Genomic DNA, 16,224 nt, shown 5'->3' with positions numbered 1-16,224 from the left:
TTTATTCTTAACAATTGTCCGGGCGTAAAATCCCGTATTTGACGTTCCGGACAATATTTATTCACTAATACACATCGGAAGATATGAAAAAACGACTACTTATTACCTGTCTTATGTCACTGATAGTCATTGGCGTATGGGCAGAGAAAAATGAAGATGAACCTATTATCAACATGACTTGTACTGCCGGTAAAATCAGTTTTAAATTGTATGCAACCGAAGAAACTGTTTTCCAGGTAGACTTTGGTGAGGGAGCAATAGAACAAACGGTTAAAACAACCGGAACAGCAGTCAATGGTTCCGCTTCGGGTACTTCAGTCAACGTATACGGAGATGCCAATAAGCTGAAAAAGATTGAAATCTCTTCCAATAAACTTCTAAAAGTACTTGATTTCAGTAAATGTCTGGCATTAACAGAACTGTCCTGTTCAAGTTGCCAAGGTGTAACTGAAATTATTCTCCCTTCCTCTACAGAGAATCAATTGACAAAGATCAACTGTAGATATCTCAATCTGGCTTCTTTTGACGCAAGTAAATGTACAAAGCTTAAGACACTTGCCTTATCCAATGCAGATGCAACATTAGAAACATTGATACTTCCGGAAAATACAGATATTCTGAATGACTTAACGTTACAACAATGTGGTCTGACGACATTGGATATCAGTAAATATACCAATCTGACAAATCTGGATTGTACTTATAACTTTCTTACCTCTATCCAAACTCCCAGTTCGGATAAAAATCTGTCTGTAGACTGTTCATACAATTACATGATCATGCCTCATTTTCCCGAAGGTGAAAACATCACTTTATACTATATGGACCAGCGGGAAAAAGTCTCACAATACACTTTGAATGAAAGTTATACAACAAATGACATCATTGACCTGTCTGAATTTTACGTTTCTAAAAAAGGAATTAGAGGTTCCTACTTTACAGATGGAGTTTATCCTACCTTCAACTGGTATACAAACGGAAACAGCGATCCCTTGGAAGAAGGAAAGGACTACATAACAACTGAGCCTGGAAAATTCAAATTCAATATAGTTCCCGAAAACAGTGTTTATTGTGTCATTGCCTCCAAAGCCTATCCAGCTTATCAGGATTACAATTCTCCGTACCGGACTACCGATACTACTATTGAAAAAGCAGCTGAGCCGACTATCATTTTAACTACATCCAATGAAAGAGTTATTGGTTTCTCCTTAGGAGCTACTGAAAATAATACTTCTATACAGATAGACTGGGGAGATGGAAACCTCGTTGATAAAGTTATAAACTCCGCAAAGACTTCTATACAGGGTACTCCTGCAGGAACAAAAAATATTAAAATTTATGCAGATGCAGCTAAGATAAAGGAAGTTTCTTTAGCTTATTGTGATTACCTCACAGGCGTCGATTTAAGTAAATGTACAGCTTTGCAAACCTTATCAATAAAGGAAAGCTCTAAAATTACTTCCATTGTCTATCCGGAAGATATAACCACACTGGAGAATCTCACCATTGACAATAGCAGTATAAAAAATATAGACTTACATAATTGGTCTGGCCTCAAAAACCTAAAATATAGTCCTTACGGTATCAGTACTATTGTATTACCCGACGAAGCCGGAAACCTGGAAAGTATCGTTCTCAGTAAATTATCATTAAAAGCTATAGATTTAAACAAATATGTCAATCTGGCTTCTCTTGAAGTAACCTCTCACTCTGCATTGGAAACACTGGATGTGAGTAAATGCAGCAAGTTAACAAAACTAATTTGTAAAAGAGATACCAAACTAACGACTCTTACTCTACCGGAAATCAAAACAACTTTAACAGAACTGGATTGTGAATATACTGCACTAACAGCCATAGACTTAAAAGAATATAGCAAATTGCAGGTATTAAATTGTAGCGGGATCAAAGAGACAATCCTCCCCGAAGATCCGTCTACTTTGACTTCATTGACTTGCAAAGAAAATGGCCTGAAAGTACTGGATATAAGTTCATGTACCAACCTGACGTATCTGGATTGTTCATATAACGAACTGACAGAGATAAAAATTCCCGGGAATCCGAACCAGGATATCAATATCGACTGTTCTTACAACTATCTGTTTTTACCCAATTTCCCGGAAGGTGAGAAGATCGATTTGACCTATATGGACCAAAGAGAGAAAGTCTCACAATACACTCTAAGTGAAAGATATACCACAAATGATATAATAGACCTGTCCGAACTTTATATTCTTAAAAAAGGTATCAAAGGTTCTTATTTCCCGGAAGGAGTTTATCCTACCTTCACTTGGTATGTAGATGGAAGCAAAGAGCCACTGGAAGAAGGAAAAGATTACTCTGTGACAGAATCTGCAAAATTCCGGTTCAATGCAGTCCCTGACGGTAGTATCTATTGTGTCATTGCCTCCAAAGCATATCCTGATTATCAGGATTATAACTCTCCTTATCGTACTACGGATGTAATTATCGAAAAAGCAGCCGATCCGGTTATCAGCCTCACTACATCCAATGAAAGGAGTATTGGCTTCTCTATTGGGGCAACAGAAGATAATACAACCATTCAAATAGACTGGGGAGATGGAAATCTGGTTGATAAAGTTATAAATTCAACAAAAACATCTATACAAGGTACACCTACAGATACAAAGGTTATTAAAATTTATACAGATGCAGCCAAAATAAAGGAAATTTCTTTAGCTTACTGCGATTATCTCACAGGAGTTGATTTAAGTAAATGTGCAGCACTGGAAATACTTTCCATTAAAGAAAGCTCTAAAATCACAACAATTACATACCCCGAAAATGTAACGACTATAACCAGTCTGACTATTGAAAACAGTAATATAAGAAATCTGGATATACATGATTGGTCAGGACTGAAAAATCTGAATTATGCCCCATCCGGTGCCGCCACAATTGTTCTGCCGGACGAAACAGAGAATTTAGAAACTGTCATCCTGAAAAAACTATCCTCAAAGACAATAGATTTGAGTAAGTATACCAATTTAACTTCATTAGAAGCCACCAGTAATTCTTCATTAGAAGGATTGGATGTTAATACATGCAGTAAACTGAGTAAATTAATCTGCAAGAGCAATACTAAACTTGCAACTCTTGCTCTTCCGACTGTAAAAACAGCTTTAACAGAATTAAATTGTGAATACACAGCATTGACCAGCATTAATCTGAAAGAATATACCAATTTGCATATTTTGAACTGTAGTGGAATAAAAGAAGTGACTCTTCCGGAAAATGCAGCTGCCATGACTTCTCTGACATGTAAAGAGAATGGTTTAAAGACACTGGATATAAGTTCTTATATCAACCTGACGTATCTGGATTGTTCATATAACGAGTTGACAAAGATACTGGTTCCCGAAAGTCTGAATCAGATTCTGGAAATCGACTGCTCATACAATTATATGATCATGCCAAACTTTCCCGAAGGTGAGAAGATAAAAATGTCATACATATATCAGAAAGATAAAGTGATGAAATATGAACTGGCAAGCAGTTATAAGACTGATGAGACAATTGATTTTTCGGACTGGTATGTGAAAAAGAAAGGATTGGCCGGTTCATACTTCCCTAATGGTGTCTATCCTACTTTTGAATGGTATCTTGCCAGTACGGGTGAAAAACTTAGTGCAGGAAAAGACTACACGGTAACAGAAGGATGTAAATTCCGTTTCAATACCATACCAGATGGTGCAATCTACTGTGTTATCTCTTCCAAAGCATATCCTGATTATACAGATTACAATGAGCCCTATCAGACAACTTCCTGTGTAATAACACAAGGAACAGGACTGGAAAAAACAAATGAGAATATAGCCCGAATTTATGCTACCGGTACCAATATTACAATTATCCCTACAGAAGATTGTACTTACTCCGTACTCACTTCTACGGGACAAATAATAGCGAATGGTGAAGCCAGTCAGAGCATTGAAGTACCTGTAGGCTCAACAGGTATATACATTGTATGTATCCGAACTAAAGACAACACAACTAGTACTTATAAGATAGCTATTCAGTAACAGAAAAAAGAGTTCTTTTTGGGCACCCCATATAATTTAGTACTAAATTATATGGGGTGTTGTTTTTTTAATATAGAAGTCGTTTGACAGACATCATTATTTATTATTTCCCTCCTGAAGAGAGCAACCGTTTGCTAAGATAACGCACCGGGTACCACACCGAAAGAAAACCAACGGCAAGTACCGTTACAAACACCAACACTACATCCCCAAAATGTACGCTGACCGGATAGGCATCCACCAGAAAGTTTCCACCTCCTCCACCTAAAGAGATAATACCAAATTTTTGTTGTATCAAACAGAGAATCAATCCCAATACAATACCGGATATAGCACCAAAGAGAGAAATCAAACGCCCTTCAAAAAGAAATATTCTGGAAATCAAACGATCATCCGCTCCCAAATTGCGTAAAGTCACAACATCCTCTTTCTTATCAAGAATCAACATAGAAAGAGAACCTATTACATTAAAACAGGCAATCATCAAAATAAACGTGAGAAAAAGATATGAAATCAATTTCTCTATCTCCATAATCCGAAATACGTCTTCTTGTTGCTCATAGCGATCCTGCACAACAAAGTCATCACCCAATATCGATGCAATCTTTGATTTAGCGGAAGAGGTGCTCACACCAGGATTTAATTTCAATTCAATAGCAGAAACTTCGGTTGTATAATCAAGCATCCGACGCACAAAATCAAGGGAAGTAAGAATATAACGGCTATCATACTTTTGCTGATTGACCACAAAGACAGTACCCGGAGAAAAAAGATACTCCATATTAAAAGAAGCAGAAGGATTTGCCATATTCACCTTAGCATTCCGCTTAGGGGTATAAATCTGCAACGGATCAACAAACTGTATACCTGTACCCAGTGTCGAAACCAGTTCGATACCCATCACAGCATAATCTACTATGGAATCATGAAGTAGAAAATCCCCTGCCCCATAAAGAATGCTGTCAATAGACGTAAGATCCTCAAAGTTATCTTCCACTCCTTTTATTACAGCCATTGTCTGACGGTCTTTGTACTGTACCATCGCATTTTCTTCCAGCGTTTCGGTGAATACAGCGACTTCCGGCAAGGCACGAATCGCTTGTATGCGTTCGTCTTGTCCATCGAAAACCTTACCTTCCCGAATACTGATCTTCAGTTCGGGATCGAACGCTGTAAAAAAGCTGGCCACCATATCCTGGAAACCGTTAAATACAGAAAGTGTACAGACCAACGCCAGTGTAGCAAGTGCTACCCCACATACTGATATGCCGGAAATAATATTGATGGCATTGTGCTTCTTCTTTGAAAAGAGATAGCGCCGGGCTATATAAAAGGGCAGGTTCACTTCAAAAGAGAATCTATCTTTTCTATATAATCCAATGAATCATCCACAAAGAATTTCAGTTCGGGAATGATACGCAACTGGTGACGAACCCGCGTTCCGAGCTCATACCGGATAGATTTCATGTTGTTATTGATATTTTTCACCATCTCTTCTCCCTTTTCAGAAGGAAAAATACTAAGGTATACACGCGCTATACTCATATCAGGACTGATACGAACTGCACTTACCGACACCAGTATACCGGGCATCGCCTTAGTTTGTAACAAGAAGATTTCACTCAATTCTTTTTGCAACAAACGGGATATCTTATTCTGTCTGGTTGTTTCCATAAAGTTATTTATCAGGTTTATTAAATGTAATTATTCATATTGAGCAGGCGACCTTCACCTACTCATATAAAACACAAAGTTACAGAAATATATCGCTTGACAGGCTATTTATATGATATTTTTAGTTTTCATTATCGAAATAGCATACCCACTAAGTTAGCACTATTTCTTGCGGATAATCGTCAGCCCATCCCGCAAAGGAAGTATCACCTTCTCTACCCTTGTATCTTTTGCCACAAGATCATTGAATGCTTTAATACCAATTGTTTGATAATCGTTACTATGCGGATGTTCTTCCAGGACATGACCGTCCCACAAAGTATTATCGGCTATAATATAACCTCCGGTAGAAAGATGCGCAAGCGTCATTTCGTAATATTCGATATATTTACGCTTATCCCCATCTATAAAGGCAAGATCAAACACAATACCCAATCCGGGAACAAGTTCAAGGGCATCACCGATATAGAACTTTATTTTATCAGCATAAGCCGATCCTTCCAGCCAGGGACGTGTAAAATCCTCTTGTTCATCATTTATCTCAAATGTATGAAGCATTCCTCCTTCCGGAAGTCCCTCGGCCAGGCAAAGAGCAGAATATCCGCTATACGTACCTATTTCAAGTATCTGCCGGGGGCGAATCATCTCGACAAACATCTTCAACATTCTTCCCTGCAAATGACCCGAAGCCATACGAGGACGGAGCAATTTAACATGTGTGTCACGATACAAGGCTTTCAGATAATCGCCTTCATCATCTATATGGCTCAGGATGTAATCGTCTATAGTATCCATGGAAAGAGAAAAAGGATTTACGATTGGACGATTTACAATTTACGATTGAAATCACTCTTGTTTATCAGAAGTAATTTCAATCGTAAATTGTAAATCGTCCAATTATAAATTATAAATATCTGTTCTTATTAGGCAATACGGTCTCTTCAGCGTGTTTCAACGCATCTTCCACAACGTTGATTTCAAGGAAAGAAGTTTGGGTTCCCGCTTTACCACTACTCAAATAACCTACCATATCCGAAGGACACAAACGTCCTTCTTTCAACAGACGGCGTAGTGCAGCAAAGTAATACTCCTGTCCGTTTGCCAATTCGGGCATATAGATCGCTTCCACCCCATAAGAAAGAGCTAAATGACGCATGGTTTTCTCCTTGTAACAAATGGCCAGCACAGGATATTTACCACGGAAAGCAGCAAGGTTACGGGCAGTACGTCCACTATAACTATCAGTAATAATAGCACGCATCTTTAACTTGGCTGTAGCTTTCACAGCTTGCTTGGCAAGGAATGCAGTCACATCATTGCTATTTTCATCCAACGGAATGCGGATATCGTTCTCTTCCAGTTTATCTTTTTCAGCTTGTGCGGCAATAGCGGTCATCGTTTTCACAGCTTCTACCGGATATTTACCATAAGCCGTTTCACCGCTCAGCATCAAAGCATCAGTACGATAATAGATAGCATTAGCAATATCAGTTACCTCCGCACGAGTTGGACGCGGGTTATTAATCATAGTGTGAAGCATCTGTGTAGCTACAATAACCGGCTTCTTTGCCAACACACATTTACGAATCAGTGTACGCTGGATACCCGGAATGCGTTCTTGCGGTACTTCAATACCCAGATCACCACGCGCTACCATCACCCCATCAGCCACCTCAAGGATTTCATCGATATTATCAACACCTTCCTGATTCTCAATCTTGGCTATAATTTTAATATCACTATTATGCTCATCAAGAATGGTACGAATATCAAGCACATCTTGTCTGTTGCGTACGAACGAATGTGCTATAAAATCGATATCCTTCTCAATAGCATACAATATATTATTGCGGTCTTTTTCTGTCAACGAAGGCAAATTGATTCGTACCCCCGGAACATTCACACTTTTACGACTACCCAAGACAGCTTCATTCTGCACTTCACAAAGCAAATAGTCACTTGTTTTATCAATCACACGAAGTTCAAGATCACCATCATCAATAAGAATCGTTCCACCGATATTCAGATCATGTACAAAATTGGGATATGAAACAGCAATACATTCGCGGGTTGTTTCCAAATCAGGGTTACCAACAATCTTCACTTTCTCCCCAATCTGAAAAGGAATGGGTTCGGCATTAGCAGTAGTTCGTACTTCCGGTCCTTTGGTATCCATCAAGATGGCAATACGATTGGAAACGGCACGTACATTAGCTATCAAAGCTTCAAAACCTTCACGGCTGGCATGCGCGGTATTCATACGAACAACGTTCATCCCGGCATCAAACAACTGTTTTATAAAGTCTACGTCGCAGCGTCTGTCTGAGATGGAAGCTACGATTTTAGTCTGTTTCAGCAACATCTTAAATAATTATTTAATTTTGATAATGTGCCCATATGCCAATTATCCTCCGGCTTATTTACACATTAATTATATGAATCTATTTTATTCTCACATTATTATTTTAAAGCTTCAAGAGCCAGACGGTATGAATTGAGGCCAAAACCACAAATAACTCCTTTACAGGCACAAGCAATCATAGACACATGACGAAAATCTTCACGACTGTGCACATTAGAGATATGTACTTCAATTACCGGGGCAGTCACCGCACGAATAGCATCTTGTAAAGCAATAGACGTATGTGTATAAGCCCCTGCATTCAAAATAATACCATCTGCTTCAAAACCCACCTGCTGAATGCAGTCAATCAGTTCTCCCTCAATATTCGATTGAAAATAGTTAATTTCTATATCCTTATACACTTTGCGGAGTTCAGCCAGATAGTCTTCAAATGTAACGCTTCCATATATGGAAGGTTCACGCTTGCCCAACAGATTAATATTGGGGCCATTAATAATTTGTATCCTCATAACACAATCCTACTAATTTTAATACCTTTGTCTCGGGAACATTATTTCAGGGTGCAAAGATAGCGCAAACCGAATGTAGAAGCAAATTTATTTGTATTTTGCTGAGGTGCAGCCTGTCTTCGCGGAGCAAAGGTAGAAAAAAGAAATGAAAGTAAACGAAAAAACCGAGAAGAAGGATACACAAGAGCAGATAATCAAAAAGTATCAACAATATCTGAAGTTAGAGAAGTCTCTGTCTAAAAATACGCAGGATGCTTACATGACCGATCTGAGTAAGTTACTCAACTTCCTGCAAGCAGAAAATACCGGAGTTCTGGATGTTTGCCTGAATGATCTGGAACGCTTCTCTGCCGGACTGCATGATATTGGTATTCACCCACGTTCGCAGGCACGAATTATTTCAGGTATCAAATCTTTCTTCCACTTTCTCATTATGGCCGACTATATAGAAGCCGATCCCAGCGAACTGCTTGAAGGCCCCAAAATAGGCTTTAAAATACCAGAGGTACTGACAGTTGAAGAAATTGATACCATCATCTCAGCCATAGACCTTAGCAAAAACGAAGGTCAGCGCAATCGTGCCATGCTGGAAACCTTGTATAGCTGCGGTTTACGCGTATCCGAGCTGACCAATTTAAAGCTTTCCGATCTTTATTTTGATGAAGGTTTTATCAAAGTAGAAGGTAAAGGCAGCAAACAACGTCTGGTACCGATTTCTCCACGAGCTATTAAAGAGATACAACTATACTTTATTGACCGGAACCGGGGAAAAATAAAAAAAGAGTATGAAGATTTTGTTTTTCTGGCCCGATGGGGTAAAAACATATCCCGTATTATGGTCTTCCACCTCATCAAGGAACTGGCACAGATAAGCGGTATCACCAAGAACATCAGTCCGCATACATTTCGTCATTCATTTGCCACTCATTTGTTGGAAGGAGGAGCCAATTTACGAGCAATTCAATGTATGCTTGGCCATGAATCCATTGCCACTACGGAGATATATACCCACATCGATCGGAACATGTTACGGAGTGAAATAATAGAGCATCACCCGCGTAATATTAAATATCGTCAAGAAAAAAAAGGCTGATTTCATTAAATTATAATAAAAACAACACTTTAGCTATATATATATCTTAATATTTAATATCTTTGCGTTACTTTTTCCGGGTTAATATGGAAAAGGCATGAATGGACGAATATTTCAATTACAAACATTTAATTTATACCTAAAATGATTAAGAAGCTTTATTTGCCTTTCCTTATGGCATTGATTGTTGCATTTTCGTCTTGCAGCAAAATGGGTGAATTATCATCTGACTACTTTACTACAACTCCGCAGGTGTTGGAAGCAGTGGGTGGTAAAGTTCCTGTAACTATCAACGGAAAGTTTCCTGAAAAGTATTTCAAAAAGAAAGCCGTTGTAGAAGTAACTCCGGTTTTAAGATGGAATGGTGGCGAAGTTAAAGGCCAACCTGCAGTATTCCAAGGTGAAAAAGTTGAAGGTAACGACCAGACTATCTCTTACAAGATGGGTGGTAACTACACGATGAAAACTTCATTTGACTATGTTCCTGCAATGGCTAAGTCTGAATTGTACCTTGAATTCAATGCTAAAATCGGCAACAAGACAGTAGCTATTCCTGCTGTGAAAATTGCTGATGGTGTGATCTCTACTTCAGAATTGATTGAAAACACGCTGCAAAGTGCTAACCCTGCTAACGGTGACGACGCTTTCCAACGTATCATCAAAGAGAAACACAATGCTAACATTATGTTCCTTATCCAACAGGCTAACATTCGTGCAAGCGAATTGAAGACTGCTAAAGAATTCAACAAGGAAGTAGCTAACGTAAACGATGCTGCTAACAAAAAAATCAGCAACATTGAAGTTTCTGCTTATGCATCTCCTGATGGTGGTGTAGGTTTGAACACTAAGCTGGCCGAAAATCGTGAAGACAACACGACTAAGATGTTGAGCAAAGACCTTAAGAAAGCTAAGATCGATGCAGCTATCGATGCTAAATACACAGCTCAGGACTGGGAAGGTTTCCAGGAACTGGTTTCTAAATCAAACATCCAGGACAAAGAATTGATCCTTCGCGTACTCTCTATGTATCAGGATCCTGAACAAAGAGAACAAGAAATCAAAAACATCTCTTCTGTTTACAAAACTTTGGCTGACGAAATCCTGCCGCAATTGCGTCGTTCTCGTTTGACTTTGAACTATGAAATCATTGGTAAGTCTGACGACGAAATCGCTTCTTTGGCTGCTTCTAATCCTAAAGAACTGACTTTGGAAGAATTGCTGTATGCTGCAACGCTGACTAATGACAACGGTAAGAAAGAAGTAATCTATACAAAAGCTACTGAGTTGTTCCCGAATGACTACCGTGCATTCAACAACCTTGGTAAATTGGCTTATCAGGCTGGTAACATTGACAAAGCTGAATCATACCTGAAGAAAGCTGCTAACATTCAGGCTGCTCCTGAAGTTAACATGAACTTAGGTCTTGTAGCTTTGGCTAAAGGTGATAAGAGCGCTGCTGAATCTTACTTAGGTAAGGCTTCTGGTGCTAAAGAACTGGGCGAAACAATGGGTAACCTGTATATTGCACAGGGTCAGTATGAAAGAGCTGTAAACTCATTCGGTGACGCTAAAACAAATAGTGCTGCTCTTGCTCAGATCCTGGCTAAGGACTACAACAAAGCTAAAAACACATTGGCTGGTGTAGAAAAACCGGATGCTTACACAGACTATCTGATGGCTGTATTAGGTGCAAGAACTAACAATCTTTCTATGTTAACAAGCAGTCTGAAAAGCGCAGTTGCAAAAGACTCTTCATTAGCTAAGAAAGCTGCAACTGATCTTGAGTTCGCAAAATACTTCGTTAACTCAGACTTTATGAATATTATCAAATAAACGAATCCTTCGTATTTTATTTGAAAAAAAGGAGTTGCTCACCATAAATGGTGAGCAATTCTTTTTTTTTATCCATAAAACCCGTACTTTCGCAGAAAAGATGTAAAAATGAAGAAAATAAATATCCTGCTCATCCTGATAATCTGCCTGACAGGCTGCAAGAAAAGTGCAGATACAACAAGCATAACCGGAGAAATTAAAGGACTGGGAGACGATACAATCTATTTATACGGCATCGACGGACTCTACCAGCATATAGATACTATATATGTGAAGGGAGACAAGTTCTCTCATTCATTAAAAGTAGACACCATCACCACAGCCATGCTACTCTTGAAAGGAGAAACAGAGTATCCGATTTTTCTTGATAAAAAAGAGAAAATCAAGGTACAAGGGAATGCAAACAACCTGGACCACCTGAATATTGAGGGAAATATTTATAATGAAGAGTTCTCTGCCTTCCAGGCAACGCTGCAAGGCCCAGCCATACCCTCCGAAAAAATGCTCGAAGCAAAAGCAGAAGAATTTATCCGCCAGCACAACAATTCTTTCGTCAGCATTTATCTGCTGGACAAGTATTTTGTACAAAAGGAAACTCCTGACTTTAAAAAGATAAAAGAGCTGATTGATGTGATGGCAGGAGTACTTCAAGATAAACCTTCCATTGGGCAGTTGACCGAAAATATCACCCAAATAGAAAAGGCGAATGAAGGTAAGACAGCTCCTTTCTTCAGCCTTCCCAATCAAAAAGGAGAAAAAGTAACACGCTTAGATAAGTTCAAAGACAAATATATGCTCATCAATTTCTGGGCATCCTGGTGCGAAGAGTGTGATTCTACAAATGTGGAACTTCGTAAGATAAACAACAAGTATAAAAAGAACAAAGAATTTGGTATATTAGGTATTTCGCTCGACCTAAATAAAGAAGACTGGAAAAATAAGATAAAGCAGGATACACTAACCTGGGAACAGGTATGTACCTTTGCTGGATGGAATCTGGAGGCTGCCAAACAATATGCCATATTGAAATTACCAACCAATATACTCGTATCTCCGGGCGGCAGGATACTTGCAAGAGATATCCCAACTGACAGCCTAAGCCATGAAATAGAGAAGGTACTAAAGAAGGAAAAGAAATAACGTTTTCCAAGGGATAGTGCCATATTATGGAAAGTCCCTATTCATCCATCCTAAAAAAAACATAGGGATAAAGGACAGCTGTATGCGCTGCCTTTTTTGCTAACAAAGCCTCTTGTTCTGTCAATGCAAAAGGTTTATAAGAGTTCGTTTCGGGATTCTGTCCGGTTATTATCTCAAGCCAAGTGCATGCCGCAGTATAACGTCCTAACCCAAACTCAAATGATAACCATCACGACAAAGAGTATCTCCGACAGAAGTGTTACGCAAATTCTGAAATAGTAGTTCCTGAAGGTACCACAAACGCTATCTCATTAGCATGGCGTTGAGCTATTATGGAAACAGCCGTTACAATAGCTTGGTACATGTCTATTTGACTGTTACCATGTACAGAGAATCCTGAATGAATCGAGTTCTGAGCGTAAGCCCAAGTTTGATGTAACCCTATTTTTACAGTAGAATTAGTAACATATCTCTTCACATATTCCAACAAATTAGATAACCAAGGTTCATAAGACTCCAGTAATCCTGAATCATAACTGGCTTGCTGGAATGTAATATAATTCCAGTTTTCATCTGTAATACACTCATGTATTTTCTTATGAACATTTGTTTTCTTTCCATTCACAATTTTTCTATACTCGAAAACTTCTTCTGCAATAGCCATTTTCCAATGTGACTGTAGACTTTGTCCAGGACGATAAACATTTCCAATAATCAATGTATCCCCACCACCAACAGCCAATTCATACAGATTCTGCTCAACAGCATCCTCAGAAAAGTTATTCCCAATAGCCAAGACCTTTATTATTCTACCTTGTACAGATAGAAAGGGCAACAGAGAAACCCAAAATAGCAGTTTCAAGATTCTCATCAGATTCACTTTTTTTAATTCAACATCAAATTAGTAACATCAACAACTTATAAAAAAGGGGAACACTACACCTATACATATAGCAATAAAAATCCCCTTCTTTTTACATCGCTAACATAGATTCTAGCAGACACAATACTATTAACAATAACTACGACTGCCTCCCTTTCCTCCCGAATTCATCCCCTCTTCTCCAAACATCCATTTTCTTTCTCATGCTTATTCGTTTTATAAATACTACATTATTACCTCAACTTTATAAGTATTACCGGCTAACATCGCTGGAATGAAAGAACCTTCAAGTTTTTCACCGTCCACAATAATTTGCTTAACTCCTTTCATTTTTCCTTCCGGATTATTTATTACGATATCATAAATAGCTCCCCTAAATCTGCGCTTCACCCTAAATTTACGCCATGAAGAAGGTATGCACGGATCAATCAACAGACCGTCATACTCTGGCCGGATACCTAAAATATATTGCGTTATGGCAAAATAATTCCAAGAAGCTGTTCCTGTTAACCATGAGTTTTTCGCCTCACCAGGTTTATAAGCATCTTTTCCAGCTATCATTTGAGAGTAAACATAAGGTTCCATTTTATGAAGTTCACTGATACCCTCAAGATAAGCTGGACATATTTTTTTATAATATTCCCAAGCGTTATCTCCGCGTCCACGAATGGTTTCACCTATCATAATCCATGGATTGTTATGGCAAAATATTCCAGCATTTTCCTTGTATCCTTCAGGATAAGTCGATATCTCCCCATACTCTTTATAGTACTTTGAAAAAGCCGGGTTGTTCAATACTATACCATACTGGCAATCCAATCTTTCTTTCACCGCATCCAAAGCCTTTTCCACCATTCCCTCTTCTAATCCGATCTGAGCCATTGTACACCAACCATTCGATTCTATAAAGATTTTCCCTTCTTCATTCTCCTCCGAACCGATTTTCCGCCCCCAATAATCATAGGCCCGTAAGAACCAATTGCCATCCCATCCATATTTCATCACCGCCTCAACCATCTCATCCACATGCTTGTATGCCTTTTCTGCCTCAATATTCTTATTTAATATCTTACACAGTCTTGCATATTCTCGTCCATACATTACAAACAATCCAGCTATCATTAAACTCTCAGCTTTTGTACCCTCCGATTTATTTTCCGTAGTTTGAAAACTCTCATCCGGATTACTTGAGAAACAATTTAAATTTAAACAATCATTCCAGTCTGCCCGCCCTATTAAAGGCAAACCATGAGGCCCTAAATTATTCACAATATGCTCAAAAGAAACTTGAAGATGGAAGAAGAGTGAAGCTTCCGATCCTTTCTGATTATCAAAAGGAACCTGTTCATGTAAGATGGAAAAATCGCCCGTTTCCTTTAAGTAATGTACAGTGCCAAAAATCAGCCACATAGAATCATCATTAAACCCTTGTCCTATCTCATTATTTCCTTTTTTCGTCAGAGGTTGATACTGGTGATAACAACCACCATCAGAAAATTGTGTTGATGCAATATCAATAATACGCTGACGAGCTCGTTCTGGGATCTGATGAACAAAGCCAATTAAGTCTTGGTTAGAATCTCTAAACCCCATGCCACGCCCTATACCACTCTCAAAGTACGAGGCAGAACGAGAAAAGCAGAAAGTTATCATGCACTGGTACTGATTCCAGATATTCACCATTCGGTTGAGTTTCGGATCCGGTGATTCCAGTACATATGCACTCAGTAAATAGTCCCAATACTCTTTTAATTCATTAAGAGCCCGGTCTACAGAATCAACAGTATTAAATCTATCAATTATTTCATATGCACACTTTTTATTTAGTTTTTGTTCCTCATCCCACTTCTCACTTTCACCATTCTCAACGTAACCTAAAACAAAGATCAAATCTTTTAACTCTCCCGGATTCAATTCAATTTCAATATAATGAGACGCTATTGGCGACCAACCATGTGCTATGCTGTTACTTGCCCTTCCTTGAGTTACCGCCTGAGGCTGATCAAAACCATTGTACATTCCTAAAAATGATTCACGATCCGTTTCAAAACCATTTATGGGTACATTCACCGAATAATAAGAATAATGATTCCGTCGTTCCCTATACTCTGTTTTATGAAATAGAATTGAGTTTTCTACCTCCACCTCACCTAAGGAAAGATTACGCTGGAAATTTTCCATATCACTTTGAGCATTCCACAGACACCATTCAACAAACGAAAATACTTTAAATCGTTTTATTTGATTTGTTGTATTCTTCAACGTAACCTTCTGAACTTCTGCCCATGTATGCAATGGTACCATATACAAGACCTCTACCTCGAGACCATTTTTAGCCCCAGTAATAACCGTATAGTTCAATCCATGCCTGCAAATATATTTATCCAGCTCTGTTTTACAAGGTTTCCAGCCCGGACTCCATATATTTTCCCCATCATTGATATAAAAATATTTCCCTCCGTCGTCTATTGGTACATTATTATAACGATATCGTGTAATACGCCTATATCTTGCATCCTTACAAAACGTATATCCGCCTCCTGTATTAGAAATCAAGCTAAAGAAATCTTCTGTTCCTAAATAGTTAATCCATGGCCATGGAGTTCGTGGGGTTGTAATCACATATTCACGCTTATCGTCATCAAAAAATCCAAATTTCATAATCTATAATATTATTTATTAAA

Annotated in this window: 10 protein-coding genes and 1 pseudogene; 4 read left to right on the top strand and 7 right to left on the bottom strand. The window is 38.5% G+C overall.

The features are described from left to right. Window positions 1-83: 83 nt before the first annotated feature. The gene (locus VCM39_RS01030; protein ID WP_322932403.1) at window positions 84-4,043 is read left to right on the top strand and encodes a leucine-rich repeat protein; all 3,960 of its coding nucleotides are present in this window, start codon (window positions 84-86) and stop codon (window positions 4,041-4,043) included. Window positions 4,044-4,146: 103 nt separating this feature from the next. On the opposite strand, the gene VCM39_RS01025 is transcribed toward VCM39_RS01030, so the two are convergent. The 5 genes from VCM39_RS01025 to aroQ all read right to left on the bottom strand — a co-directional run bounded on the left by VCM39_RS01025 (window position 4,147) and on the right by aroQ (window position 8,591). Continuing rightward, window positions 4,147-5,388, bottom strand: a complete 1,242-nt coding sequence (locus VCM39_RS01025) for an FtsX-like permease family protein (protein ID WP_221650120.1) — start codon at window positions 5,386-5,388, stop codon at window positions 4,147-4,149. Beyond that, a complete protein-coding gene (gene rbfA / locus VCM39_RS01020; protein WP_002558310.1) occupies window positions 5,385-5,717 on the bottom strand; it encodes a 30S ribosome-binding factor RbfA in 333 nt (110 codons plus the stop codon). Before rbfA ends, VCM39_RS01025 begins: the two co-directional genes overlap by 4 nt. Before the next feature lie 162 nt (window positions 5,718-5,879). Next, entirely contained in the window at window positions 5,880-6,512 is a 633-nt protein-coding gene (locus VCM39_RS01015; protein WP_321028886.1) for an O-methyltransferase, read from the bottom strand. Window positions 6,513-6,621: 109 nt separating this feature from the next. After that, window positions 6,622-8,079, bottom strand: a complete 1,458-nt coding sequence (gene pyk, locus VCM39_RS01010) for a pyruvate kinase (protein WP_221650122.1) — start codon at window positions 8,077-8,079, stop codon at window positions 6,622-6,624. A gap of 98 nt (window positions 8,080-8,177) precedes the next feature. Continuing rightward, window positions 8,178-8,591: a type II 3-dehydroquinate dehydratase gene (aroQ, locus tag VCM39_RS01005; protein ID WP_221650123.1), complete on the bottom strand. Its 414-nt coding sequence runs from the start codon at window positions 8,589-8,591 to the stop codon at window positions 8,178-8,180. Between the two features lie 145 nt (window positions 8,592-8,736). Between aroQ and xerD the strand changes: the two genes are divergently transcribed. The 3 genes from xerD (at window position 8,737) to VCM39_RS00990 (ending at window position 12,657) form a co-directional block, all read left to right on the top strand. Next, a complete protein-coding gene (xerD, locus tag VCM39_RS01000; RefSeq protein WP_221650124.1) occupies window positions 8,737-9,684 on the top strand; it encodes a site-specific tyrosine recombinase XerD in 948 nt (315 codons plus the stop codon). Window positions 9,685-9,828: 144 nt separating this feature from the next. Further along, window positions 9,829-11,517, top strand: a complete 1,689-nt coding sequence (locus VCM39_RS00995; RefSeq protein ID WP_221650125.1) for a tetratricopeptide repeat protein — start codon at window positions 9,829-9,831, stop codon at window positions 11,515-11,517. Window positions 11,518-11,625: 108 nt separating this feature from the next. After that, window positions 11,626-12,657: a TlpA disulfide reductase family protein gene (locus VCM39_RS00990; protein ID WP_322932402.1), complete on the top strand. Its 1,032-nt coding sequence runs from the start codon at window positions 11,626-11,628 to the stop codon at window positions 12,655-12,657. Between the two features lie 37 nt (window positions 12,658-12,694). Here the strand turns inward: VCM39_RS00990 and VCM39_RS00985 are convergent. Next, a pseudogene (locus tag VCM39_RS00985) lies at window positions 12,695-13,528 on the bottom strand (DUF4886 domain-containing protein). Between the two features lie 237 nt (window positions 13,529-13,765). Next, window positions 13,766-16,201, bottom strand: a complete 2,436-nt coding sequence (locus tag VCM39_RS00980; protein WP_321028890.1) for a GH36-type glycosyl hydrolase domain-containing protein — start codon at window positions 16,199-16,201, stop codon at window positions 13,766-13,768. Window positions 16,202-16,224: the final 23 nt, after the last annotated feature.

This window comes from Bacteroides mucinivorans, assembly GCF_034654355.2.
Taxonomy (GTDB): Bacteria; Bacteroidota; Bacteroidia; order Bacteroidales; family Bacteroidaceae; genus Bacteroides; species Bacteroides nordii.
The sequence above is the reverse complement of the archived record's forward strand: the minus strand, read 5'-3'. Positions and strand labels throughout refer to the sequence as shown.

Bases quoted from the DNA above. Each gene is read 5' to 3' on its own strand.
- VCM39_RS01030 (WP_322932403.1), top strand. From the start codon at position 84: ATGAAAAAACGACTACTTATTACCTGTCTTATGTCACTGATAGTCATT.
- rbfA (WP_002558310.1), bottom strand. From the start codon at position 5,717: ATGGAAACAACCAGACAGAATAAGATATCCCGTTTGTTGCAAAAAGAA.
- VCM39_RS01015 (WP_321028886.1), bottom strand. From the start codon at position 6,512: ATGGATACTATAGACGATTACATCCTGAGCCATATAGATGATGAAGGC.
- pyk (WP_221650122.1), bottom strand. From the start codon at position 8,079: ATGTTGCTGAAACAGACTAAAATCGTAGCTTCCATCTCAGACAGACGC.
- aroQ (WP_221650123.1), bottom strand. From the start codon at position 8,591: ATGAGGATACAAATTATTAATGGCCCCAATATTAATCTGTTGGGCAAG.
- xerD (WP_221650124.1), top strand. From the start codon at position 8,737: ATGAAAGTAAACGAAAAAACCGAGAAGAAGGATACACAAGAGCAGATA.
- VCM39_RS00995 (WP_221650125.1), top strand. From the start codon at position 9,829: ATGATTAAGAAGCTTTATTTGCCTTTCCTTATGGCATTGATTGTTGCA.
- VCM39_RS00990 (WP_322932402.1), top strand. From the start codon at position 11,626: ATGAAGAAAATAAATATCCTGCTCATCCTGATAATCTGCCTGACAGGC.
- VCM39_RS00980 (WP_321028890.1), bottom strand. From the start codon at position 16,201: ATGAAATTTGGATTTTTTGATGACGATAAGCGTGAATATGTGATTACA.